Below are 23653 nucleotides of genomic sequence, written 5' to 3'. Positions count from 1 at the left end.
GCCGCGTCTCACCGCGCCCGGGCCGCGCCGCGCCCGCGCCTCACCGCATCCGGGCCGCGCCGCACCGCGTCCCAGCAGCACGCGCCCGCGCCGCGCTCGCACCGCCCCTCACCGGCCTCTCACCCGCCCCGCGCCCCAGGCCAGCCCCCCACCCCCACGAACCGCACCACCGTCCCCGGCACCGCCTGCGCCGCCGCCGCGAGGTCGCGCTCCCTGACGACGCCCACGACCGGGTAGCCGCCCGTCGTCGGATGATCGGCGAGGAACACCACGGGCCTGCCGTCCGGCGGCACTTGGATCGCGCCCAGGACCATGCCCTCGCTGGGCAGTTCGCCGCTCACCGCGCGCTCCAGGGGTGGCCCGTCCGTGCGCAGGCCGATGCGGTTGCTCGCCGAGGACACGCGGTACGCGCGCGTGGTGAGCGTCCGCAGGGCCGTGGCCGTGAACCAGTCGGTGCGAGGCCCCGGTGTCACCCGCAGGATCAGCTCGCGCGGCGGGCCCGGCTGCGGAACGGTGTCCACGCGCGCGGGGGCGACGGGTGCGGCACCCAGCGGAAGCACCGCGCCGTCCGTCAGCGGGGGCGGACCGAGCCCGGACAGCAGGTCGGTGGAGCGGCTGCCGAGGACCGGCTCGACGGCCACGCCACCACCGAGGGCGACGTAACCGCGTACTCCGGAGACAGCGGGACCCACCTCCAGGAGAGCACCGGCGGGCACCCGCACCGGCGTGCCCCAGGCCACCGCGCGCCCGTCGACCGTCACCCGGCAGGGCGCACCGCCCACGGCGACCGTGACGTCGCAACGGGGCCGCAGCGCACAGCCGTTGAGGGTGGTCTCCAGGACGGCCGCGCCGGCCGGATTGCCGACGAGACGGTTCACCAGGGCGGCGGCGGGCCGGTCGAGGGCTCCGGAGCGGGGCACCCCGAGGTGGGCGTGCCCGGGACGGCCCTCGTCCTGCACCGTGGTGAGCGCCCCGGCCCGTACGACCGCGAAGGCCCGGTCGGTCATCGGCCCTCCGGCACGAAGCGGACCCGCGCGCCCGGCGACAGGAGCGCCGCCGGTACGCGCGCGTGGTCCCACAGCACGGCGTCCGTTGACCCGATCAGCTGCCAGCCGCCGGGCGAGGAGCGCGGGTAGACGCCCGTGTACGGCCCGGCGAGGCCGACGGAGCCCGCGGGCACCGCCGTCCGCGGCGTCGCCCTGCGCGGCACGTCCGGCACCCCGCCGAGGCCCGTCAGATAGCCGAAACCGGGCGCGAACCCGCAGAAGGCGACGCGGAACTCGGCCGCCGAGTGGATCCGCGCCACGTCCCGCACCGGCACGCCCCACAGCGCCGCCACGTCCGCCAGGTCCGGCCCTTCGTAGCGCACCGGGATCTCCAGGACGTCATCCGCGCGCGCGGGCAGCGGCGGGATCTCCCAGGTGGGCAGGCGCGCGGCGAGCCGGAGCGGGGTGTCGGGCCCGTCCGGTCCTTCGAGGCCGTCCAGGAGCACCGTGCGGGCCGCGGGCACGATCTCGCGTACGACGAGGTCTCCGGCCGCGCGGCGGCGCAGCAGTTCGGCGTGCAGGGCCGCGGCGGCCGATCCGTCGGCGAGTTCGACGAGCAGCGCGCGCTCGCCCATGGGCAGGACCTTCATGGGCAGGACGTTCGTCGTCGGCACCGGCCGCGGAGTCGGCGCGGGCAGCGGCGGCGATGCTGCCGGTGCCGGTGCCGGTGCCGTCGGGCGGGTGCTCATGCGAACGCCTCCACCCGGACGCCCGCCGTTTCGAGGCGTGCCCTGACATGCCGCGCGAGCTCCACCGCTCCGGGGGTGTCGCCGTGCAGGCACAGGGAGCGCGCCCGGACGTCGATGCGCCGCCCGCCGTGCGAGGTGACGGTGCCGAACCGGGCGATGCCGAGGGACCGTTCGACGACGGCGTCCGCCTCCGTGACGACGGCGCCGTCGGTGCCGCGCGGCACCAGGGTGCCCTCATCGGTGTACGCCCGGTCCGCGAACGCCTCCGTGACGACCGGGAGTCCGGCCTTCTCCGCCGCCTCCAGGAGACGCGACCCGGGAAGGCCGAGGACGGGCAGAGCGGCGTCGGCGAGCAGCACGCCGTCCACGACGGCGGACGCCTGCTCGACGTCGTGCACCACGCGGTTGTACAGCGCGCCGTGCGGCTTCACGTACGCCACACGGGCATCCGCCGCGCGCGCGAACACCTCCAGGGCACCGATCTGGTACGCCACTTCGGCCGCGAGCTCGGCGGCCGGCACGTCCATCGCGCGCCGCCCGAACCCCGCCAGGTCGCGGTACGACACCTGGGCGCCGATCCGCACCCCCCGCTCCGCCGCGCGCTCGCACACGCGCCGCATGGTGGCCGCGTCGCCCGCGTGGAAGCCGCAGGCCACATTGGCGCTGGTGACGACGGACAGCAGCTCCTCGTCATCGGTGAGCCGCCACCGCCCGAAGCCCTCGCCCAGGTCGGCGTTGAGGTCGATCGAGGCCCAGGTCATGTGCGTATCGCTCCCGTGAGTTCGTGTGCTCCGCGCGGGGGTGGTCGGGCCCCCGCGCGGTGGGGTTCCGTGTCCCGCGCGCGGGGCCGTGCCCGGGGCGCGGGTGCGTCGGTCAGGCGACGCGGTACTGCTCGTCGCGCGCGTCGGTGATGAACATCCGGCCCGGCGCGTGCGTGATCGCGAACGGCGGCCGCGACGCCATCACGGCCGCCTGCGGTGTCACCCCGCACGCCCAGAACACCGGGATGTCGTCGGGCTCGGCGTCCACCGGGTCGCCGAAGTCGGGCTCGGCGAGGTCCGCGATGCCGAGGCCCGCCGGGTCGCCGCAGTGGACCGGCGCGCCGTGCACCGCGGGCAGCACGGAGGTCTCCTGGATCGCGGTGGCCAGGTCGCCGGGCGGCACCGGGCGCATCGACACCACCAGGGGGCCGCGCAGCCGCCCGGCGGCACGGCACTGGCGGTCGGTGACGTACATGGCGACGTTGCGGCCCTGCGCGACATGGCGCAGCGGCACGCCGGCCGCCGCGAGCGACCACTCGAAGGTGAAGCTGCAGCCGATGAGGAACGACACCAGATCGCCGCGCCAGTGCCCGACCACGTCGGTGGGCTCGTCGACCAGCTCGCCGTCCTCCCACACGCGGTAGCGCGGCAGATCCGTGCGCAGATCGGCCCCCGGGGCCAGTGGCGTGGTCCAGGAGCCCGCGTCGGTCACGTCGAGGACCGGGCAGGGCTTCGGGTTCCGCTGGCAGAACAGGAGCATGTCGTACGCCCAATCGGCGGGGACGGACACCAGGTTCGCCTGGGTGCGTCCGGGCGCCCAGCCGGTCGTCGGCACGCTGTGGCCCGAGCGGAACGCCGCACGCGCCTCTTCGGGGCTCATGGTCTCGGGGCTCACAGCAGCTCCCTTCCCCGTGTCTCGGGCAGCCCGAACAGGGCGATCACGGCGAGCGCGTAACCGAACGCTCCGAAGATGAGCGCTCCGCCGACACCCCAGCTGTCGGCCAGGAAACCGACCGTCGTGGGGAACACCGCACCCACCGCGCGACCGGTGTTGTACGTGAAGCCCTGCCCCGTGCCGCGCACGGCGGCCGGGTACAGCTCGCTCAGGAAGGAACCGAAGCCGCTGAAGATCGCCGACATGCAGAAGCCCAGCGGGAAACCGAGCACAAGGAGAAGGCCGTTGGCGTCGTCCGGGATGTTCGTGTAGGCCGCGATGCTGGCCGCGGACAGGAACGCGAACAGCGTGATGTTGCGCTTGCGGCCCAGCTTGTCGGTGAGATATCCGCCCGTCAGATAGCCGATGAAGGCACCGGATATCAGGAACGTCAGGTACCCGCCCGTGCCGACGACCGTGAGCCCGCGGTCCTCCTTGAGGTACGTGGGCACCCAGGTGGCGAGCGTGTAGTAGCCGCCCTGGACACCCGTGGACAGCAGCACCGCGAACAGGGTGATGCGCAGCAGACCCGGCTTGAAGATCGCCGTGAACGAGCCCTTCTCCGTGCTCTGTTCGCGCTGGGCCGCCGCCTCGGGGGCGTCGTGCACGTTCCGGCGTACGTAGATCACAAGGAGGGCGGGAAGCGCCCCGGTGAAGAACATGACGCGCCAGGCGATGTCGTCGTCCATGAACTGGAAGACCAGCGTGTAGACGATCGCCGCGAGCCCCCAGCCGACGGCCCAGGAGCTCTGGATCGCGCCGAGCGTACGGCCGCGGTTCTTGGCGGTCGCGTACTCGGCGACCAGGATCGCGCCGACCGCCCACTCGCCGCCGAAACCGAGGCCCTGGAGGGCGCGGAAGACCAGCAGGGTCTCGTAGTTGGGCGCGAAGCCGCAGGCCACGGTGAACACCGCGTACGTGATCACGGTGATCATCAGGGCCTTCACCCGGCCGATGCGGTCCGCGACCACGCCCGCGACGGCGCCGCCCACCGCGGAGACGACCAGCGTGACGGTCGTGAACAGACCGGTCTGGCCGCTGTTGAGGCCGAAGTAGGCCGAGAGCGCGACCATGCTGAGCGGCAGTGTGAAGTAGTCGTAGGAGTCGAGCGCGTACCCGCCGAAGGCACCGGCGAAGGCGCGGCGGCCGCGCGGGCCGAGCGCGCGCAGCCAGCCGAACGCGCCGTCGTCGTCGGGTGGTTGAGCCCCGCGTGGCTGGTCGTCCAGCTCTGTCGCGGAGGGCGGGGGAGTCGTGCTCATGGGCACCTCACAGAGGAGTCGGCGGAGCTGGAGGGTGCTTCTGAGGAGCGGGGTGTGCTGACCGGCGCGTGGCCGGTGCCCTCTGGGGACGGGGGCGGGGTGACGCCTGCCGGACAACGTAGAGGATTGTTCAACGATCCCTCAATACCCATGTTGTCTCGTTCTTGTATCTGCGATTGAATCCGGGCATGGCTGAGGGGATGGCTGATCATGGCTGAACTGACCGGTCTCGCCGACGACCGCGCGCTTCTGGGACGCACGAGCACCGCGGAGCGGGTCGCGGACATCCTCCGGAGCCGCATCGCAGAGGGGTACTTCCCACCCGGCACCCGGCTGTCGGAGGACAGCATCGGCGGCGCGCTCGGCGTCTCCCGCAACACCCTCCGTGAGGCCTTCCGGCTCCTCACCCACGAGCGGCTGCTCGTCCACGAACTCAACCGCGGTGTCTTCGTACGGGTCCTGACCGTCGAGGACGTCGAGGACATCTACCGCACCCGGCGCCTGGTGGAGTGCGCCGTCGTGCACGGCCTCGGCCGCCCGCCGTACGCCGTCGACGCGCTCGCCGCGGCCGTCGCCGAGGGCAGGGCGGCGGCGAGCCGCCGGGACTGGAAGGGCGTCTCCACGGCCAACATCCACTTCCACCGCGAGCTCGTCGCGCTCGCCGGGAGCGCCCGCACCGACGAGCTGATGCGCAGCGTCTTCGCCGAACTGCGGCTCGCCTTCCACGTCGTGGACGACCCGCGCCGCCTCCACGAGCCCTATTTGGTGCGCAACCAGGAGATTCTGGACGCGCTTCAGTCCGGCCTCGGCCCGAAGGCCGAGCGGCTGCTCGGGATCTACCTGGACGACTCGCTGCAGGGGCTCGTCGACACGTACGCGCGGCGGGTCGCGGCGGGCGGGGCCGGGGCGGGCTGAGCCCCCTCGGGGCAGGTCGGAGCGGCGGGGCATCTGCGTCGTTTCGACCGTTGTCAGACCGAGGACCTAGTCTGTGCACCGTGACTTCGCCTGCCGTACCGGACTCCGTTCCGTCCCAGCTCAGCGCGGGGCCGCGGCCCGCGCCGGGCCCGGCCGCCGACGAGGGCCTGGCACGGCGCCTGCGCGCGCTCGCGTGCACGGCGCCGCTGCACGACCTGGACGCCCGCAAGGCGAACCTCGCGGGGGAGTATTCGGTGTACGCGATGGCGGAGGTGGCCCTGTCCGCCATCGACCTCGTCACGCTGAACATGGACTTCGACACGGGCGCCGACCACGACCAGGTCGTCTCCCGGCTGCTGCCCCGCGTCGCCGCCCAGGCCCCGCGCCGCCCCACCGCCGAGCACGAGCGCGTCGCCCGCTGGGTCCTGGAGAACCTGATCAACGTGGGCAGCGTCGACCGCGGCTTCCGCGCGGTCTACGGCACCTTCGACCCGGACGGCACCTACGTCCGCAGGGACTACGACTTCAAGCTGATCGAGGAGGTCCCCGGCTACGGCGGCGGTGTCTGTCTGCGCACCACCGACGAGGCCGTGAACGTCCTCGTGGGCGCCCTCGACACCGACGTCACCAGCGCCCAGATCGCCGCCGAGGTGAAGCTGGAGGTCCTGATCAGCCGCGGCCGCCTCGCCGACGCGCAGCTCGCCGCCGAACAGGCGCGGTACCGCACCGTGCAGTACTCGGAAACCCTCCGCAGGGCCCTCGACGCGACCCGGCGCAACGTCCGCGCGGTGGACTGGCTCCAGTCCGTGCCGGACATGATCGCCGAGGCCCTGGACCACGTGGCCGACCGGTACCGCCACGAGAACGCGATCCTGACGAACATCCGCAAGGCACGCGACGAGTCCGAGGACCCCGAGCAGAAGCGCCGCGCCGCCGAGCTCGTCGACATCGTCAAGGACTGCATCCGCCGCCACACCCAGCTCCAGTCCCGCCTCCTCGAAGCGGGCCCCCTGTTCCGCGCCGAGCAGGACCGGCAGGCCTTCGCCACCCCCACCGCGCGCACGGGACTCGACCTGTACGGCCAGTTGGTCGCCCCGATCCTGCCACTCCCCGCCGAGCAGGCGATCCGCGTGACGGACGCCTTCTTCGCGCGCGGGACGGGCCTGCGCACGCCGGTGTCGGTGCGGGTCGGCGACCTCGTCGACATACTGCTCACGCCGCCGCAGGAGCGCGAGCACCTGGGCGCGGAGATGCCCGAGCCCGACCTCATCGCCACGCCCGACGACAGCCGCTTCAGCGAGGAGCAGCTGGCGAGCGCCATGGAACTGCTCGCGCTGCCGCACGACGCGCCCCGCAGGCTCTCCGGGCTGCTCGCCGACGCCCGCCGCCAGGACCCCGAACTGCCCTACCTGGTCGCCCTCCTCGCCGTCCACGCCGCGAGCCCGCCCGTCGGCACGGCCTACCGCCAGGGCGAGCAGCAGCTCCTCTTCGCCGTGGACGACGGCACCGACCTCGACGACCCGGAGTTCGGCGGCGCAGACCTCATCGTCGGCACGGCGCTCCTGGACGCGGTGGGGATGGCGGCCGACCGGACGGAGGCGGCCTGATGACGGCGCCCCCGCAGCCCGCACGACGCCGGCCGCACTCTCCGGGGACCGTCGGCGCGCCCCCGCGGCACGCTCAGGTGGCCACCAGCACGCCCCCGCACCCCGTACGACCGACCGACCGCACCAAGGAGCCCCAGCCGTGACCGATCACCCCGCAGAGCACACCGCGTGGGGCGAGCCGGACGCCGCCGCGGCCCCGGCGCCCGCGGGCGCCGCCGTCACCCCGGCCGACGCCGCCGACGCGGCCCGCCTCGTCGCGTTCGGACTCCAGCCCAAGCTCCAGCCCGCCCGCGACCAGGAGTACGGCGAACTGCTCCGCAGGTACCGCGAGGACCCGCCCTTCGCCCGCCTCGCCGACGCCGTCGCCGCCGGGCTCGGACTCGTCGTCCTGGAGGTGTCCCCGCGCGCGGGGATGGCCGTGACCGCCGCCGAGGACTCCGTTTTCGCCGTCCGCATGGGCGACTACGCACGCCGTGCCGCCGCCGACTCCACCGACCGCTTCCTGCACGGCCTCGCCCACCTCGCCGTCGCCGCCATGGCCTTCCCGCGCCCCGAGGACCTGGCCGACGACGGGTACATCGGCCGCGTCACGGTCAACGGCGTCGACGCCTTCGTACGACAGGCCTGCCGACGCCTGGAGGAGCGCGCCGAGGAGCAGGGCGAGAACACCGACCCGGCGTCGGACGCGCCGGGGCTCGAGTCCGCCTGGCGGATCTGGGCGCGCCGCAGCTCCACCGGCGCCACCAAGGACGCGCGCAGGCTCGCCGGGTCGACCACCGGCATCGTGGGCAAGGCCGCCGCGTTCCTCACCGACTCCGGCTTCCTCCAGCGCACGGGCGACGACTCCGGCGGCACCTACCGCACCACCGCGCGCTATCAGCTCCAGGTCCGCGACATGGCGGGCACCGCCGCCATGGCCGAACTCCTGGAGCTCGGCGTCGTGCCCGTCACCGACGGCTCCGCGACGCTGCTGCCCCCCGACGACACCGACGACCTGGAGCTGGCGGCCGACGCAGGCCTGCCGTTCCACTCCTGACCTGCACGGGACGGCATCCGGCCGCCCCGCCCGCGTCCACCGACGTTCCGCCACGTTCCGTTTCTTCGTCCCGCACGACTTACGACGAGAGTCCGCCGCCATGTACGAGCTGTCCCGGGTCCGCCTCTACTCCATCGGCCCCGCCGGTGCGCGCTACGCCGACACCGTGCTGGACCTGCGCGGCGTCGGCGACGTGGTGCCCGACCCCGCGCCCGCGCAGGCGGAGTTCTTCGAGGAGGAGCCCGTCGGCCCGCCGCGCCGCCCGGCGCCCGCGGGGGTGCTCTTCCTGGAGAACGGCGGCGGCAAGTCCGTCCTGCTCAAGCTGATCTTCTCGGTGATGCTGCCGGGCCACCGGAACACGCTGGGTGGCGCGAGCTCCGGTGTGCTGCGCAAGTTCCTCCTGGCCGACGACTGCGGACACGTCGCCCTGGAGTGGCAGCACACGCTCACCGGCGAGTGCGTCGTCGTCGGCAAGGTCAGCGAGTGGCGCGGACGGCAGGTCTCCAACGACCCGCGGAAGTTCGCGGAGGCCTGGTACTCCTTCCGGCCAGGACCCGGGCTCAGCCTGGACTCGCTGCCGGTCGCCGAGTCCACCGCCGTGCGCCCCTCCGTCGAGGGCGCGTCGGGCGCACAGGGGCGGCGGCGCACCATGAAGGGCTTCCGGGACGCCCTCATGGAGGCCACGAAGGCCTACCCGCACCTCGAAGTGCACTGGGAGGACATCCACGACCGCTGGAACGAACACCTCGGGGACCTCGGCCTCGACCCCGAACTGTTCCGCTACCAGCGCGAGATGAACGCCGACGAGGGCGAGGCCGCGGGCCTCTTCGCCGTCAAGAAGGACTCCGACTTCACCGACCTGCTGCTGCGCGCCGTCACCGACACCCGGGACACGGACGGCCTCGCCGACCTGGTGCACGGCTTCGGCAACAAGCTGGGCCGGCGCGCCGAGCTGATCGCCGAGCGCGACTTCACCGCGGGCTCCGTGGACCTCCTCGGACGTATCGTCGACGCCGCGGACACCCGGGCACGCGCGCGTGACGTGCACGCGGGCGCCGAACGCCGCACCCGCACTCTCGCCCGCCGCCTGTCGGCCCGCGCCGTCGAGGAGCGGGGCCGCGCCGCCGAACTGGCCGAGCAGGTCACCGCCGCCGCCCACACCGTCACGGCCGCCGAGCAGGCCCGCGGCCGCTCCGCCCTCATCGCCGCCGAACTCGCCTATCGGCACGCCTCCCTGGCCCTCACCGTCGCCGAGAAGGCCGCCGCCGCCCAGCGCCGTGAGCTGGCCGACGCCCGCACCCTGCACTCCGCCTGGCAGGCCGCCGAGGCCGTCCTGCGCCACCGCGCCGCCGCCGACCGCTCCGCGCGCGTGGCCGTCGCCATCCGCGAGGCCGAGCGGGACGCCGCCCCCGCGCTCGCCGCCCGCGCGAAGGCCGCCGCCGACCTCGTCCGCGCCCTGCACACCGCCGCCGAGGGCGCCGAGTCGCACGCCAACGAGGAGGAAGAGCGCTCCGCCGCCCTCCAGGAGACCGGCGAGGCGTCGCACCGCGACGCCACCACCGCCGCGACCGAGGCGCAGCGCGCCCGCAGCGAGGCCGGGCACCTGCGCCAGCGCCTCACCGAGGTCGAGCAGGAGACCGCCGAGGCGGTCCGCGCGGGCTGGCTCGACGACAGCACCCCCGACGCCGACCCGGCCCGCGCCGCGCTCGCCGCGAGCGACGCCGAGAAGACGGCCGTCGCCGCCTGGGACGAGGCCCGCGAGTCCGCACGCCGGGCCGCCGACCAGGCCAAGGAGGCCGCCGCCGCCGAGGCCCGCGCCGAGCTGACGGCGGCCCGCGCGGAGGACGCGGCGACGGCCGCCGAGCAGGCGTACGATGCGGAGAGCCGCACCGCAGACTCCCTCGCGCAGGACGAGCGCGTCGCCGAACTCCTTGGCCTGCCGGGCGCATCCGGCGGGATCGGGCACGGGGTGCCCCAGCCCCGGCACGCCGGGGCCGGGGTGGGCGAGGGCGCCGACGACGAGGCGGAGGCCGCCGCTCCGGGGTCGCGCGGTGCCGAGGGGGCGCACGGCGCTCCGGGCGGTGGCGCGAGCACCGAGGGCGGCGCCCACGACGGCCCCGCGCCCGGCGCCGCCACGCCGACCGCCGCCGGACAGACCCTCGCCCCGGTCGCCCCCGGCCTCACCGCCACGGAGCTCGACCGCGGCGCCGACGACCTGAAGACCCTCCTCGACGACGGGGTGGCCGCCGCCGAACGGCAGTTGTTCGAGCTGCGGACCGCCGCCGCCGACGACTCCCGCATCCTCGGCGCGCTCGGCGACGGCGGGCTGCTGCCGCCCGGGCCCGACGTCCTCGCCACCGTCGAGTTCCTCGGGGAGCACGGCATTCCGGCCCTCCCGGGATGGCGCTATCTGGCCCAGGCCGTCGACCCCGCGGACCACGCGCGCGTGCTCGCCGCACGCCCCGAGCTGGTCGACGGCGTCGTCATCACCGATCCGGACACGCACGCCCGCGCGCGCGAAGCGCTCACCGGCGCCGCGCTGCTCCCGCGCTCCACGGTCGCCGTCGGCACCGCCGCCGCGCTGCTCGCCCCGGTGCCGCACGCCGACAGCGCCGCCGACGACTCCGGCGCCGTCTTCCTCGTACCGCCGAACCCCGCCATGCACGACGAGCACGCCGCCGACGAGGAGCGGCAGGCCCTGCGGGCGCGCACCACCCTGCGCGACGAGGAGATCCGGGCGCTCGCCCTGCGCCTCGCCAAGGACCGGGAGCTGGCCGCGCGGCTCGCCTCCTGGCGCTCCGGCTGCCCCGCGGGGCGCCTCGCCGAGCTGGCCACCGCCGCCCGGGACGCGCGCGCCTTCGCCGAGGAGGCGGAGGCCGAGCTGGCCGAGGCGCGCACCGCGCGCGCCGAGGCCGACGAGGTCGCGGCCGACGCCGCCCGCGTGCGCGACGAGCGCCAGGAGGGCGCCCAGCGCGCCCGCCGCGCCGCCGACGCGCTCGCCGGGCTCGCGTTCCGCCTGCGCGAGCGCGCGGGCTGGCAGACCAAGCTGCGCGAACTGGCCGACGACGCCGTCGAGTCGGAGGCCCGCGCCCAGTCCTGTCTGGACCGCGCCCGCGCCGCCGACGAAGACCGCCGCGCCGCCCAGCGCACGGCCGACGACGCCCGCCGCACCGCGCGCGCCCTGCGCGCCGAGCGCGCCGAGATCGCCGGCGCCCCCGAGGACGTACCCCTGGACCAGGACGCCCCCAAGACCTCGCTGCCCGCCCTCCGCGAGGCCTACCGCGCGGCCTCGCAGCTGTACGAGAAGGTCGGTGTCGGCGCCGACCTGCGCGCCGAACAGGCCCGCGCGGAGAGCGACGAGAGCGCCGCGCTCGCCGAGCTCGACCGGCTCAGCAACAAGGTGCGCACCCGCGCGGCCCAGCTCCTCGAAGGCACCGACGGCGCCGACGGACCCTCCCGGCAGGCCGCCGCCGCCCGCGCGGAGGCCCAGGTCCAGCTCATCGAGTCCCGCGCCGCCACCGCCAGCGAACAGCTCGGCCGACTGCGCGGCGAGGCCGAGCGGCACGCCCCCGAGGACGGCGAGGCGCACACCGACCTCCCCGAAGAGCTCGTCCCGGCCGACGCCGAGCAGGCCCAGACCCTGCTGCGCACCGCCACGACCGAACTGGCCACCCACACGGAGGCCTTGAGCCGGGCCAAGGAGGCGCACGCCGCTCTCCTGCACACGCACCGCGCCACCGAGGACGCGGCCGGCGGGTTCGACGAGACGGCGGCGCTCCTGCGCGACCTGCTGCGCGAGCACCACGACACCGAGGACGACGAGCAGCCCGCGCCGCACCCCGGCACCCTGGAGGAGGCCCGCCAGGCCGCCGCCGAGACCCGCCGCTCCCTGCGCGGCTGCGCCGCCGACCTGTCCGCTGCCGAGTCGGCCGTGCGCGAGGCCAGCGACGTCCTCGTCCGGCACGCCAACTCCACCCGCTACGAGCAGGTCCGCACCCCCGCCCGGCAGCAGATCCGCGAACTGCCCGCCTCCGCCCTGCCCGAGCACGCCAAGAAGTGGGCGGACGCCTTCGCGCCCCGCCTGCGCGTGCTCACCGACGAGCTGGAGCAGCTGGAGCGCAACCGCGACAGCATCGTCGACCGGCTGCGCGGCCTCGTCGAGTCGGCCCTCGCCACGCTCCGCTCCGCCCAGCGCCTGTCCCGGCTTCCCGAGGGCCTGGGGGAGTGGTCGGGCCAGGAGTTCCTGCGGGTCCGCTTCGAGGAGCCCGACCAGGCGACACTCACCGAGCGCCTGGGCGAGGTCATCGACGAGGCCACCCGCGCGGCCGTGAAGAAGAACTCCGACCTGCGCAGGGACGGCATGTCCCTGCTGCTCAGGGGAGTTCAGGCCGCCCTCGAACCGCGCGGCATCGCTGTGGAGATCCTCAAGCCGGACGCCGTCCTGCGCGCCGAACGCGTCCCGGTGGGGCAGATGGGAGACGTGTTCTCCGGAGGCCAGCTCCTGACCGCCGCCATCGCCCTGTACTGCACGATGGCCGCCCTGCGTTCGAACGACCGGGGCCGCGACAAGCACCGGCACGCGGGCACGCTGTTCCTCGACAACCCCATCGGCCGCGCCAACGCCACGTACCTCCTGGAGCTCCAGCGGGCCGTCTCGGACGCCCTCGGCGTCCAGCTGCTCTACACCACCGGCCTGTTCGACACGACGGCGCTCGCGGAGTTCCCCCTGGTCATCCGGTTGCGCAACGACGCGGACCTGCGCGCGGGCCTGAAGTACATCAGTGTCGAGGAGCACCTGCGGCCGGGTCTGCCGCAGGAGCAGCAGGCCCCGGCCGAGGAGACGGTGCACGGGGAGATCACGGCGACACGGATGTTCAAGAAGCCAGCCGCCGGATGAGCCAGTGGTGGAACACCCCGATGTGATGCTCGGTCGGCACAAGGACGCCGCCCTGCCGGTACGCGCGTGAGCCCATCGCGGGCTGGGTGCGCTCGCACGCGGCGAAGTCCTGCTCGTTGACCCGGTGGAACAGCTCGACCGACTTCGACAGATCCGCTCCGGAGGCGACGACGTCGGGTGCGTACAGCCAGTCGCACTCGACGACCGTGCGGTCCACGGCCAGCGGGAACATGCGGTGCAGGATCACGTGGTCCGGGACGAGGTTGACGAACACGGCCGGCTTGACGGTGATGGCGTAGTAGCGGCGGTCCTGGTCGTCGGCGACGTCGGGCAGCCGCCCGAAGCCCGGGGAACCGTCCACGGTGAAGCCGCTGACGTCATCCCCGAAGGCGGCGCCGTGCCCTACGTAGTACTGCGCCGCGAAGCCGTCGGCGAACTCCGGCAGGACGTCCGTCAGCTCGGGGTGGATGGTCGCGCAGTGGTAGCACTCCATGAAGTTCTCGACGATCAACTTCCAGTTGGCGCGCACCTCGTAGCGGACGCGATGGCCGAGCGCCAGGTCCTGGGTGCGGTAGCGCTCGATCGACGCGGGGTCGCCCAGACGCTCCCTGGCCTCGCCGATCACCGTGTCCTCGAAGGACGGCGGTGCGTCGGCCAGGCACACCCAGGCGTAGCCGAGCCACTCCCGCAGCGCGACCTCGACCAGGCCGTACGCGGACCGGTCGACGTCCGGCATCCGCGTCAGGTTCGGCGCCGCGATCAGCCGTCCTTCCAGGTCGTACGTCCAGGCGTGGTACGGGCACTGGAGGCTGCGCCGGACCTGGCCCGCCTCGTCCGCGCACAGGCGGGCGCCGCGGTGGCGGCACACGTTCAGGAAGGCGCGCAGGCCGCCGTCGCGGGCGCGGGTGACCAGGACGCTCTCCCGGCCGACCTGGACCGTGCGGTACGCGCCGGGACGGTCGAGGTCGGCGGCGCGCACGGCGCAGCACCACAGGGCCTCGAACAGGCGCTCCTGCTCCTGGAGGAAGACACCGGGGTCGGTGTAGTAGTGGCCGGGCAGCGTCGCGATGAGGCTCGCGGAGACCTCTGTCGTCACGTCCGTACTCCTCAGACGGGCGCCGCGGCGGGCGCGGTTCGTTTCGACGTGCGCCCCGGAGGGCGCGGGTTTCGGTCAGACCGGTGCCGTGGCGGGCGCCGGATCCAGCGGTCCGGTGATCCGGCGGGGGTCGAACAGCTCGATGGGGTGTTCCGTGGTGCCGTCGAGCGCCAGGTCGGCGACGATCTCGCCGACCACCGGCACGAACTTGAAGCCGTGCCCGGAGAAGCCGCACGCCACCGTCACCGACTCCGGGTGCGCCGGATGGCGCGTGATGACGAAGTGCTCGTCGGGCGTCGTCGTGTACATACAGGTGGAGGCCTTCAACAGGCGCCCGGGGAGCAGCGGTATGTGCCGCGCCATGTGCTCGGCCATCGCCGCGCCCTCGTGCGGATGGACCGTCCGGTCGATGGTCTCCGGAGTGCACACATGGCCGTTGCGGAAGAACGCGACCTTCACTCCTAGGTCGGGGCCGTCGATCGAAGGGAAGCCGTAGACCTGGACGCCTGCCCGGTCCTCCCACACGTAGATCGGATGGTGCTCCGGCAGGAACGGGCCGACACCTCCCGTCGGCTGGAACCAGTACATGATCTGCCGCTCGATGGTGAACGGCACCCCCAGGTCCGCGAGCAGCCCCGGCGCCCATGCGCCCGGACAGATCACCAACTGCCCGGCGGTGTACGTGTCGTCGGCCGTGTGCACGCGCACGCCGTCCCGGTACGGCTCCCAGCGGGTCACCGGTTCCTCGAAGTGCAGGTCCGCGCCCTGGCGGGTGGCGAGCTGCAGATGCGCGGCGACCGTGTTCTCCGGCCGGACGAGACCCGCGCGCTCTTCGTAGAGTGCCACTTCGTCGTCGCGCGGCGTCAGTGTCGGGAATCGGCGGCGGATCTCGCGGGCGTCCAGCATCTCGTGCGGAAGCCCCCAGGTCTCGGCGGAGAGCCGCGCCCCGGAGACCACCCGCCCGTCCGGGCTGCCGACCATCACGCCGCCGCACAGGGTGGCGATGTCACGGCCGGTGTCCTGTTCGAGCTTGTCGTAGAGCTCGTACGCGCGCAGCAGCAGCGGTACGTACGCGGGGTCCTCGAAGTACGACTGGCGCGTGACCCGGGAGCCTCCGTGGCTGGAGCCCCGCTGGTGCACGGGGCCGAACTTCTCCAGGCCGAGGACGCGGGCTCCGCGCGCGGACAGATGGTGGGCGGCGGCGCTGCCCATGCCGCCGAGGCCGATCACGATCACGTCGTAGGTGGGGGTGGTGGGAGACACGACGGTCACCTCCGGATCCGGGTCATCTCGGGGTCGAAGAGCGGTTCGTCGGTGACGGTCGCGGAGACCTTCTCGCCGAAGTACTCGATGTGCGTGCTCGCCCCGGCCGCCAGCGGCGGCAGCCAGGCGTACGCGACGCAGCGGCCGAGCGTGTAGCCGTACGCGGCGCTGGTGACGTATCCGGCGGGCACCGCGTCGCCCGGGGCCGTGTACACCGGCTCCTTGCCGAGGACCACGGCGGCCGGGTCGTCGAGCAGGAGCGGGGTGAGCTTGCGAGTGAGGGGGCCGCGCCCTTCCAGTGCGGCGCGGCCTATGAAGTCGCCCTTGTCCATGCGGACGGCGAAGCCGACGCCCGCTTCATAGGGGTCGTGCTCGGCGGTCATGTCCTGGCCCCAGGCGCGGTAACCCTTCTCCAGGCGCAGGCTGTTGAAGGCGCTGCGCCCGGCGGCGACGACACCCAGGTCCCTGCCCGCCTCCCACAGCGTGTCCCACAGACGCAGGCCGAGGTCGGCGCTGGTGTACAGCTCCCAGCCCAACTCGCCCACGTAGCTCAGGCGCATGGCCGTCACCGGGACATGTCCGACGTGGGTCTCCCGGGCCTTGAAGTAGCCGAAGGCCTCGTGCGAGAAGTCGTCGCGGGTCAGGGGCTGGACGAGGGCGCGGGCCAGCGGTCCCCAGACGCCGACGCAGCACGTCCCCTGGGTGATCTCCCTGATGTGCACGTCGTCGGGTGCGTGCGACTGTAGCCAGGTGAGATCGGCGGGGGAGTTGGCGCCGACCTGGAAGCGGCCGGGGGCGAGCCGTGCCACGGTCAGGTCGGAGCGGATGCCGCCCGCCTCGTCGAGAAGGAGGGTGTAGGTGACCGAACCAGGCTTTTTGCGAAGGTTGTTGGTGGTCATGCGCTGAAGGAAGCCGAGGGCCCCGGGACCGGTGACCTCCAGGCGCCGCAGCGGCGTCATGTCGTACAGCGCGACCCGCTCGCGGGTGGCGCGCGCCTCGGCGGCGGCGACCGGCGACCAGTACCGGCCGGACCAGCCGTCCCGCTCGGGCACATCCACGTCGGCGGCGAGCGCGGCGTTGGCCTCGTACCAGTGCGGCCGCTCCCAGCCGCCGCCCTCCAGGAAGACGGCGCCCAGCTCCTGCTGGCGCGCGTAGAAGGGGCTGACGCGCAGGGGACGAGGCTCGTCCATCGGCTGGTGCGGGTGGATGACGTCGTACACCTCGACGAACTGCCGCGCGCCACGCTCGGCCACGTAGGCGGGGGAGCGCTGGGCGTCCTCGAAGCGGGTCAGGTCGCAGTCGTGCACGTCGACGGCGGGCCTGCCGTCGACCATCCACTCGGCGACGGCCTTCGCCACGCCCGCGGAGTGCGTGACCCACACGGCCTCGGCGAGCCAGAAGCCGCGCAGCGCCGGGGCCTCACCGAGCAGCGGCATGCCGTCCGGCGTGAAGGAGAAGACACCGTTGAAGCCCTCCTCGACGGCCGACTCCTTGAGCGCGGGCAGCAGCCCGCAGCAGTCCTGCCAGCTGGGCGCGAAGTCCTCCTCGGTGAAGGGGGACGAGGACGGCATCGCCAGACCGCGGGCCGTCGCGTCGTCGTACGCGGGCACGGCGAACGGGTCCACGGGCAGCGGGCGATGGGCGTACGAGCCGATGCCGACGCGGTCCGTGTGCTCACGGAAGTACAGGTCGCGGTCCTGGAAGCGGAGGATGGGCCGGGACGCCTCGGTCCGCGGGTCGTTGCGGCCTGCCAGCTCCGGCAGGGGGCGGGTCCGGGCGTACTGGTGGGCGAGCGGCTGCAGCGGTACGTCGACGCCCGCCATCCTGCCGATCATCGGTCCCCAGAAGCCGGCGGCCGACACGACGTGATCGGCGGGGAAGGTGCCGCGGTCGGTGACGACGGCGGTGACGCGGCCCTCCGCGCGCTCGATGCCGGTGACCGTGTGCCGCTCCAGGAAGCGGGCGCCCCGGCGGGTCGCCCGGTCGAGCTGCGCCCGGCAGGCGAGCACGGCGCGGGCCAGGCCGTCGTCGGGTGTGTGCAGGCCGCCGAGCACCGGGCCGTTGTCGAGCAGCGGCCACAGCTCCTTGCAGCGTGCGGGGTCGACCAGCTCGGCGCGAATGCCCCAGGACGCGGCGAGGCCCGCCTTGCGGTGCAGGTCCGCCCAGCGCTCCGGCGTGGTGGCCAGCTCCAGGCCGCCGACCGGGTTGAAGCAGGAGAGCCCGTCCACGGTGAGCTCGCCGAACTTCCGCACGGTGTAGGCGGCGAACTCGCTGAGCGTCTTGGACGGGCTGGTCTGGAAGACGAGCCCGGGCGCGTGCGAGGTGGAGCCGCCCGGGGCGGGCAGCGGCCCCTGTTCGAGGACGGTGACGTCGGTCCAGCCGCGGGCGGTCAACTCGTCGGCGAGGGAGCAGCCGACGATTCCGGCGCCGATGATGACGACTCGGGGGATGGGCGCGGGTGGCGGTGCCGTGGCCGGCGCCCGTGCTGGAGTCGGCGCGTGGGTGGGGGTGTCGTCCCGCCTCAGGGTGTCATCAGGCACTTCGGGGGAGTGCGGGTCGGGTCGTACGCCGGTCACAGGACCACCACCGATCGCAGCACCTCGCCGCGCTGCATCCTGGCGAACGCCTCCTCGACGTCGTCGAGGGCGATCTTCTCCGTCACGAAGGCGCCGAGGTCGAGCCTGCGGCTGAGGTACTGGTCGACGAGCAGGGGGAAGTCCCGCGTGGGCAGACAGTCGCCGTACCAGGAGGACTTGAGCGCGCCACCCCGCGAGAACAGGTCGATCAGCGGCAGCTCGACGGCCATCGCCGGGTCGGGCACGCCGACCTGGACGAGCACGCCCGCGAGGTCGCGCATGGAGAAGGCCTGCTTGTACGTCTCGGGGATCCCGACCGCGTCGATGGCGACGTCGACGCCGAAGCCGCCGGTGAGCCCGCGCACCGCCTCGACGGGATCGGTGCCCCGGGAGTTGACGGTGTGCGTGGCGCCGAAGCGGGTGGCCCCGTCGAGCTTGGCGTCGTCGATGTCGACGGCGATCACACGCCGGGCCCCGGCGAGCGAGGCCCCGGCGATCGCGGCGCAGCCGACGCCGCCGCAGCCGATGACGGCGACCGTGTCGCCGCGGCCCACGTTCCCCGTGTTCACGGCGGCCCCGTACCCGGCCATCACGCCGCAGCCGATCAGTCCGGCCGCCTCCGGCCGGGCCGCAGGGTCCACCTTCACGGCCTGACCCGCGGCGACGAGGGTCTTCTCGGCGAAGGCACCGATGCCGAGCGCGGCGCTGAGGGGAGTGCCGTCGAGCAGGGTCATGGGCTGTGCCGCGTTGCGGGAGTCGAAGCAGTACCAGGGACGTCCGCGCAGGCAGGAACGGCACATTCCGCAGGGGGCGCGCCAGGCGATGACCACGTAGTCGCCGGGCCCCAGGCCCCCGGCGTCGGCGCCGACCGCCTCGACGGTGCCGGCGGCCTCGTGGCCGAGCAGGAACGGGAAGTCGTCGGAGATCGCGCCTTCCCGGTAGTGCAGATCGGTGTGGCAGACCCCGCAGGCCTGCACGGAGACAAGTACCTCTCCCGGTCCGGGATCCGGCACGACGATCGTCTGCACCTCGACGGGTGCGCCCTTCTTCGCGGCGACGACGCCACGGACCTCGTGTGGCACGGCCAGGCTCCTCGACTTTGGGTCGTCTTGTTGCGTACTCCACGATCGGTTGCGCTATGAGAGACATCGTGAGAGCGCCGTCAAGGAGCCGTCAAGGGGCCGGAGTGAACGCTCGGCAAAACGCTATGGGTGTCGCGAAACGGGTCTGGCGGGGGTGCGGGCAGGCGTGCGGGGGTGTCCCGCTTGGGCGGCTCGGCTCGGCTCGGCTCGGCTCGGCTCGGCCCGGCGTGGGCCCTGCCCGGCCCGGCTCGGCGTCGGCCAGGCCCGGTTCGGCCCCGCTCGGCATCGGCCAGGCGGCGGGAGGCGCGCTGCGGCGCGGTGTGTGGCGCGGTGTGCGGTGTGCGGCGCGGCAGCGCGGTGTGCGGGCGTGGGCGTGGCGTCCGGCACCGGGCGGGGGCGCGCCGCGAGACGGCGGCAAGGAGGACGGCCGGGGCGCGCGGCGGACCGTGGGGCGGAGGGGGGTGGCCCGCGCGTGGGCGGACGGGGGTGGGCCGCGCCCCTGCACGGCCCTCTACCCCGCGGCCGTCAGAAGCCGTAGCCCATCCGCCGCGACAGCTCCACCGCCGCCGCGACCGTGCGCTTGGCCAGCTCGGTGAGCCGGTCCTCCGTCAGCCGGTACACCGGCCCGGAAGCGCTCAGGGCCCCGATGACCTTGCCGTCGTGCGCCCGCACCGGGGCGGCCACGGCGGCGAGCCCGACCTCGAGCTCCTCCACGGCGATGGCGAAGCCCTGCTGGACGACGGCCTCCAGGTCGCGGCGCAGCGCCACCGTTCCGGTCACCGTGTGCTCGGTGATGCGGGGCAGCGTGCGGGCGATCTGGCCCTCGCGCAGGGTCGTCGGCAGGTGCGCGAGCAGGACCTTCCCGCTGGAGGTGGCGTGCAGCGGGGTGCGCCGGCCGAGCCAGTTCTGGGCGGTCACGGACGCGGGCCCGCGGGCCTGCATGATGTTGACCGCGGCGTCGTCGTCGAGGACGGCGATGTTGACCGTCTCGCCCAGCTCGTCGGCCAGCTCGCGGCAGACCGGACCGCCCTCCTGGGAGATGTCCATCCGTACCGCCGCCGCCCCGGCGAGGCGCAGGACGCCCGCGCCGAGGAAGTACTTGCCGCGGTCCTTCGCCTGCCCGACGAGACCGCGGTTCTCCAGCACGCCGAGCAGCCGGAACGCCGTCGACTTGTGCACCCCCAGCTCGTCGGCGATCTCCGTCACCCCGGCCTCGCCGTGCCGGGCGAGGATCTCGAGGACGCTCACCGCGCGGTCGACGGACTGCACCGAACCGGCGGGAGCCTTGGCCTGTGGCTCACGTGCCTCCCGGGGCTTCCCGGGTTCTTCCTCGCGCCCTTCCCGGCGCTCCTCCTGGGCTGCTCCCTGGTGCGGCTCCTCGTTCTGGCCAGGCTGTTTCCGCGTGCGGGTCATATCTCAACTCTCACCACTCGGCGGCCTCTCGGAGCCGCGTCCCAGGGAGCCCCTTGACGCGATGGGCATCCCACCGGATTCTGTTGCGCATAGCGCTCTCTGGTGCGCCATATGAAACTTCATGCTACCGAAGAGTCCTTGGCCCGAACGGTCCCGGACCGTGCCGACAGATCCCACCGGGCCGACAGATCCAGAGGAGGGCCCGTGATTCCCGTCTGCCGCCTTGAAGACCTCCCTGCGGGCGAGTCCGTCCGTCTCGACACCACACCCCCCGTCGCGGTGTTCAACGCCGACGGCGCGCTGTACGCCGTCGACGACACCTGCAGTCACCAGGACGCCTCCCTCTCCGAGGGCTGGCTGGAGGGCTGTCTGGTCGAATGCCCGCTGCACGCCGCCTCATTCGATCTCCGGACCGGAGAGCCGACGTGTCTGCCGGCCCGCCGCGCGGTGCGCACCCACCGCGTGAGCGTGGTCGACGGAACCATCCATGTCCACCTGACCGACCCGGCCGCGACCCCCGTCCCGGCCGCTGCTCCCCTCCCGGCCTCCGCGCCCCTCGCGGCCGCCGCCTCCTTGTCCGCCGCTTCCCTCGCGGCCTCCGCCCCCGCCTCCCTCGCCGCCTCCGGCCCCGGGCGAGGCTCGTTGACCGGTGAGGGGTCCGCCGCATGAACACCGTCACCGTCGTGGGCGCCTCCCTCGCCGGTCTCTACGCGGCCCGCGAGCTGCGCGCCCAGGGCTTCGACGGCCGCCTCGTGATCGTCGGCGCCGAACCCCACCTGCCGTACGACCGCCCACCCCTCTCCAAGTCATTCCTCACGGCTGCGGACACAGCCACTGCCAGGGCCGCGTACAGCGCCCCGGGCACGGGCACGGGCACGGGCACGGCCACGCCCGCGACCAGCGCCACGGACGGCGCCACCGGCCCCGGGCCTGGCACCGTCCCGGGCGCGGCCGCGAAGTCCGACCCCACGACTGGCAACACCCCCACATCCCCCGCAGCATACGAATCCGCCCCAACCGACCCACTCGCCCTCACCGACCCCGAGGAGATCGCGGACCTGGCCGCCGAATGGCTGCTCGGCGTCCACGCGACCGGCCTCGATCAGCACGGCCGCGCCGTCCTCCTCGACGACGGCCGCACGGTCGTCACCGACGGCGTCGTCCTCGCGACCGGAGCGTCGGCCCGCCGCCTGCCGGGCCCTCAGCCCGCGGGCGTCCACACCTTGCGTACGCTCGCCGACGCCCATGCCCTGCGCGCCGACCTGGCCCGTGGCCCCCGTCGAGTCGTGGTGATCGGCGGTGGCTTCATCGGCGCCGAGACCGCGTCGTCGTGCGTCGCCCTCGGCCATGACGTCACCGTCGTCGAGGCCGCCCCTCTGCCCCTGATTCCGCAACTCGGCCCGGACATGGCCCTGTTCTGCGCCGACCTGCACCGAAAGGGCGGCGCCCGCCTGCTCACCGGCACGGGCGTGGCAGGCCTGCACCGCATGGCCCCCGCCGCCCCGTCCGGCGCCACCGCCCCGGGAAACCCCCGGCCCGGCACCTCCGGCCACGTCACCGCGGTCGAGCTGTCCGACGGCCGCGTCCTCCCCGCCGACGTGGTCGTCGTCGGCATCGGCGCCACCCCCAACACCGGCTGGCTCTCCGGCACTTCGCTCGCCGTGGGCGACGGCGTCCTGTGCGACGACGGCTGCGTCACCTCGCTCCCGCAGGTGGTCGCCGTGGGAGACGTCGCCCGCGTGGGCGGCGTTCGTTCCGAACACTGGACGAGTGCGACGGAGCAACCCCGCGTCGCCGTCCGTAACCTGCTCGCCGCCCGCACCGTGGAGTTCGTCACCGCGCTGCCGTACTTCTGGTCCGACCAGTACGGCTCCCGCATCCAGTTCGCTGGACACCGCCCCGCCGACGCCACCGTACGGATCGCGGAGGGCAGTCCGGACGACGGCGGTTTCCTCGCGCTGTACGAACACGCGGGCCGGGTGACGGCCGCGCTCGCGGTCAACTGCGCCCGCCCGTTCATGAGAACGCGACGAGAGCTGCGGGCCCGACAGACAACAGCTGCCTGACCGCGGCCCCACCCGCCGCCAACAGTCCCCGACCCTTTGTCGCCGACTCGCCGACTCGCCGATTCGGCGCGCTCAGGAGTGCGACAGCTGCCCCTGTCCGCCCGGGCTCCGTATGCCCTCCTTGGCGCGGCCGGCGACGCGTGCCTGGCGGCGGGCGCGTCGGCGCTCGCGCCGGAGTCTGCGTGCCGTGCTGCTGGGCATAGACACCACGCCGTTGCGCTGGTTCCACACCTGGCGGGTCACCCAGACGTCGCACACGCCCCACGTCGCCACGACCGTGCTGGCCACGCTGCTCAGCACCATGGGGAAGGCCAGCCAGGACTCGGCCATCGTGCAGAAGAACGCCGTCATCGCCTGGATGAGCGTCAAGGACACGATGAGTACGGCCCGCACGGCCGCCTTGCGGACGGGGTCGGGCAGCCGCGGCCGACGCGCGGGCTCGTCCACCCACAGCGGCCGCCGCTCCGTGTACTCCCCGTCGTCCAGCGCCTCGAAGTGACCCTGCCGCTCCCGCACCTCCGCCGAGTCACGCCCGTCCGTAGGACCACGACCCTCCCCGAACTCGCGGCCGTCCGAACTCCCGGACCCCGCGGTCCGATCCGCGCCCCTCGGCTCGGCGCGCCGCTCCAGAGTCTTGGCCTCGGCACGCCGCCCCGAACCCTTCGACTGCCCGCGCCCCTCGGCCGCTCTGGCGCGGCCGCCCCGGGAGTCGTCGCTCGTTCTCTCCGCGAGCCGTGTGGCGGAAGCCGCCCCGGCTGCCCGCCGACCCGTCGACTCCTTGTCCTTCTCCGCCGCTTCGGTGCTCGCGGACTTCTCGGACGTCCTGCCCGCCGACGCCCGCCGGCGCTCTGTCGTACCCATCAACTCGTCACTCCCCCCGCTGTCCTGCCCCAGCCGCCGTCCTGCCCGTGCCTGGCGGCCGGCCGATCGAGAGCTCTCATGTCCGACTCTCCGCTTGCTGCCCGTTTTACGCTGCTTTACGCCGTGCTGCCAGGGCCCGGCCGTGCAGCCGT

The 23653-nt window shown here is 74.1% G+C and carries 16 protein-coding genes and 1 pseudogene; 6 read left to right on the top strand and 11 right to left on the bottom strand.

Going from position 1 to position 23653, the window contains the following annotated elements; all coding sequences use genetic code 11:
- Positions 1-119: 119 nt before the first annotated feature.
- From OO63_RS18305 to OO63_RS18285, 5 genes are all read right to left on the bottom strand, one after another.
- Positions 120-1007 (bottom strand): 5-oxoprolinase subunit C family protein, encoded by an 888-nt coding sequence (locus tag OO63_RS18305; protein WP_030360393.1) that lies wholly within the window; start codon positions 1005-1007, stop codon positions 120-122.
- Positions 1004-1636: a 5-oxoprolinase subunit B family protein gene (locus OO63_RS18300; RefSeq protein ID WP_030360392.1), complete on the bottom strand. Its 633-nt coding sequence runs from the start codon at positions 1634-1636 to the stop codon at positions 1004-1006. The genes OO63_RS18305 and OO63_RS18300 overlap by 4 nt, the downstream gene beginning before the upstream one ends.
- A gap of 95 nt (positions 1637-1731) precedes the next feature.
- Positions 1732-2496 (bottom strand): LamB/YcsF family protein, encoded by a 765-nt coding sequence (locus OO63_RS18295; protein WP_030360391.1) that lies wholly within the window; start codon positions 2494-2496, stop codon positions 1732-1734.
- Positions 2497-2608: 112 nt separating this feature from the next.
- Positions 2609-3376: a putative hydro-lyase gene (locus OO63_RS18290; RefSeq protein WP_051810986.1), complete on the bottom strand. Its 768-nt coding sequence runs from the start codon at positions 3374-3376 to the stop codon at positions 2609-2611.
- An 11-nt stretch (positions 3377-3387) separates the two neighbouring features.
- The gene (locus OO63_RS18285) at positions 3388-4689 is read right to left on the bottom strand and encodes an MFS transporter (protein WP_030360390.1); all 1302 of its coding nucleotides are present in this window, start codon (positions 4687-4689) and stop codon (positions 3388-3390) included.
- 210 nt (positions 4690-4899) lie between these two features.
- Here OO63_RS18285 and OO63_RS18280 point away from each other — a divergent pair, with 210 nt between their 5' ends.
- From OO63_RS18280 to OO63_RS18265, 4 genes are all read left to right on the top strand, one after another.
- Positions 4900-5604: a GntR family transcriptional regulator gene (locus OO63_RS18280; protein WP_030360389.1), complete on the top strand. Its 705-nt coding sequence runs from the start codon at positions 4900-4902 to the stop codon at positions 5602-5604.
- Between the two features lie 80 nt (positions 5605-5684).
- Entirely contained in the window at positions 5685-7211 is a 1527-nt protein-coding gene (locus OO63_RS18275) for a hypothetical protein (RefSeq protein WP_030360388.1), read from the top strand.
- Positions 7212-7350: 139 nt separating this feature from the next.
- Entirely contained in the window at positions 7351-8247 is an 897-nt protein-coding gene (locus OO63_RS18270) for a hypothetical protein (RefSeq protein WP_030360387.1), read from the top strand.
- 100 nt (positions 8248-8347) lie between these two features.
- Positions 8348-13144 (top strand): hypothetical protein, encoded by a 4797-nt coding sequence (locus OO63_RS18265; RefSeq protein WP_030360386.1) that lies wholly within the window; start codon positions 8348-8350, stop codon positions 13142-13144.
- On the opposite strand, the gene OO63_RS18260 is transcribed toward OO63_RS18265, so the two are convergent.
- The 5 genes from OO63_RS18260 to OO63_RS18240 all read right to left on the bottom strand — a co-directional run bounded on the left by OO63_RS18260 (position 13122) and on the right by OO63_RS18240 (position 20430).
- Positions 13122-14240: an aromatic ring-hydroxylating oxygenase subunit alpha gene (locus OO63_RS18260; RefSeq protein WP_234311289.1), complete on the bottom strand. Its 1119-nt coding sequence runs from the start codon at positions 14238-14240 to the stop codon at positions 13122-13124. The genes OO63_RS18265 and OO63_RS18260 overlap by 23 nt on opposite strands.
- A gap of 75 nt (positions 14241-14315) precedes the next feature.
- On the bottom strand, positions 14316-15503 hold the full coding sequence (gene solA, locus OO63_RS18255) for an N-methyl-L-tryptophan oxidase (protein WP_030360384.1): 1188 nt from the start codon (positions 15501-15503) through the stop codon (positions 14316-14318).
- 5 nt (positions 15504-15508) lie between these two features.
- Positions 15509-17953 carry a GcvT family protein gene (locus OO63_RS18250; protein ID WP_030360383.1) on the bottom strand — a complete coding sequence of 815 codons (2445 nt, stop codon included), beginning with the start codon at positions 17951-17953 and terminating at the stop codon, positions 15509-15511.
- A gap of 122 nt (positions 17954-18075) precedes the next feature.
- Positions 18076-19161: an S-(hydroxymethyl)mycothiol dehydrogenase gene (locus OO63_RS18245; protein ID WP_030360382.1), complete on the bottom strand. Its 1086-nt coding sequence runs from the start codon at positions 19159-19161 to the stop codon at positions 18076-18078.
- 525 nt (positions 19162-19686) lie between these two features.
- Positions 19687-20430, bottom strand: coding sequence for an IclR family transcriptional regulator (locus OO63_RS18240; protein WP_030360381.1), 744 nt, complete (start codon positions 20428-20430; stop codon positions 19687-19689).
- Between the two features lie 348 nt (positions 20431-20778).
- On the opposite strand from OO63_RS18240, the pseudogene OO63_RS18235 reads away from it, so the two are divergent.
- A pseudogene (locus OO63_RS18235) lies at positions 20779-21090 on the top strand (bifunctional 3-phenylpropionate/cinnamic acid dioxygenase ferredoxin subunit); the annotation flags it as partial.
- Between the two features lie 149 nt (positions 21091-21239).
- Positions 21240-22640 carry an NAD(P)/FAD-dependent oxidoreductase gene (locus OO63_RS18230; RefSeq protein WP_030360379.1) on the top strand — a complete coding sequence of 467 codons (1401 nt, stop codon included), beginning with the start codon at positions 21240-21242 and terminating at the stop codon, positions 22638-22640.
- A 72-nt stretch (positions 22641-22712) separates the two neighbouring features.
- Here the strand turns inward: OO63_RS18230 and OO63_RS18225 are convergent, their stop codons facing one another.
- On the bottom strand, positions 22713-23156 hold the full coding sequence (locus OO63_RS18225; RefSeq protein ID WP_051810984.1) for a hypothetical protein: 444 nt from the start codon (positions 23154-23156) through the stop codon (positions 22713-22715).
- Between the last annotated feature and the right edge of the window lie 497 nt (positions 23157-23653).

This window comes from Streptomyces alboflavus (assembly GCF_000716675.1).
In the GTDB taxonomy this organism is placed as follows: domain Bacteria; phylum Actinomycetota; class Actinomycetes; order Streptomycetales; family Streptomycetaceae; genus Streptomyces; species Streptomyces alboflavus.
Note: the sequence above shows the minus strand (reverse complement) of the source record. Positions and strands in the feature narration are given on the sequence as shown.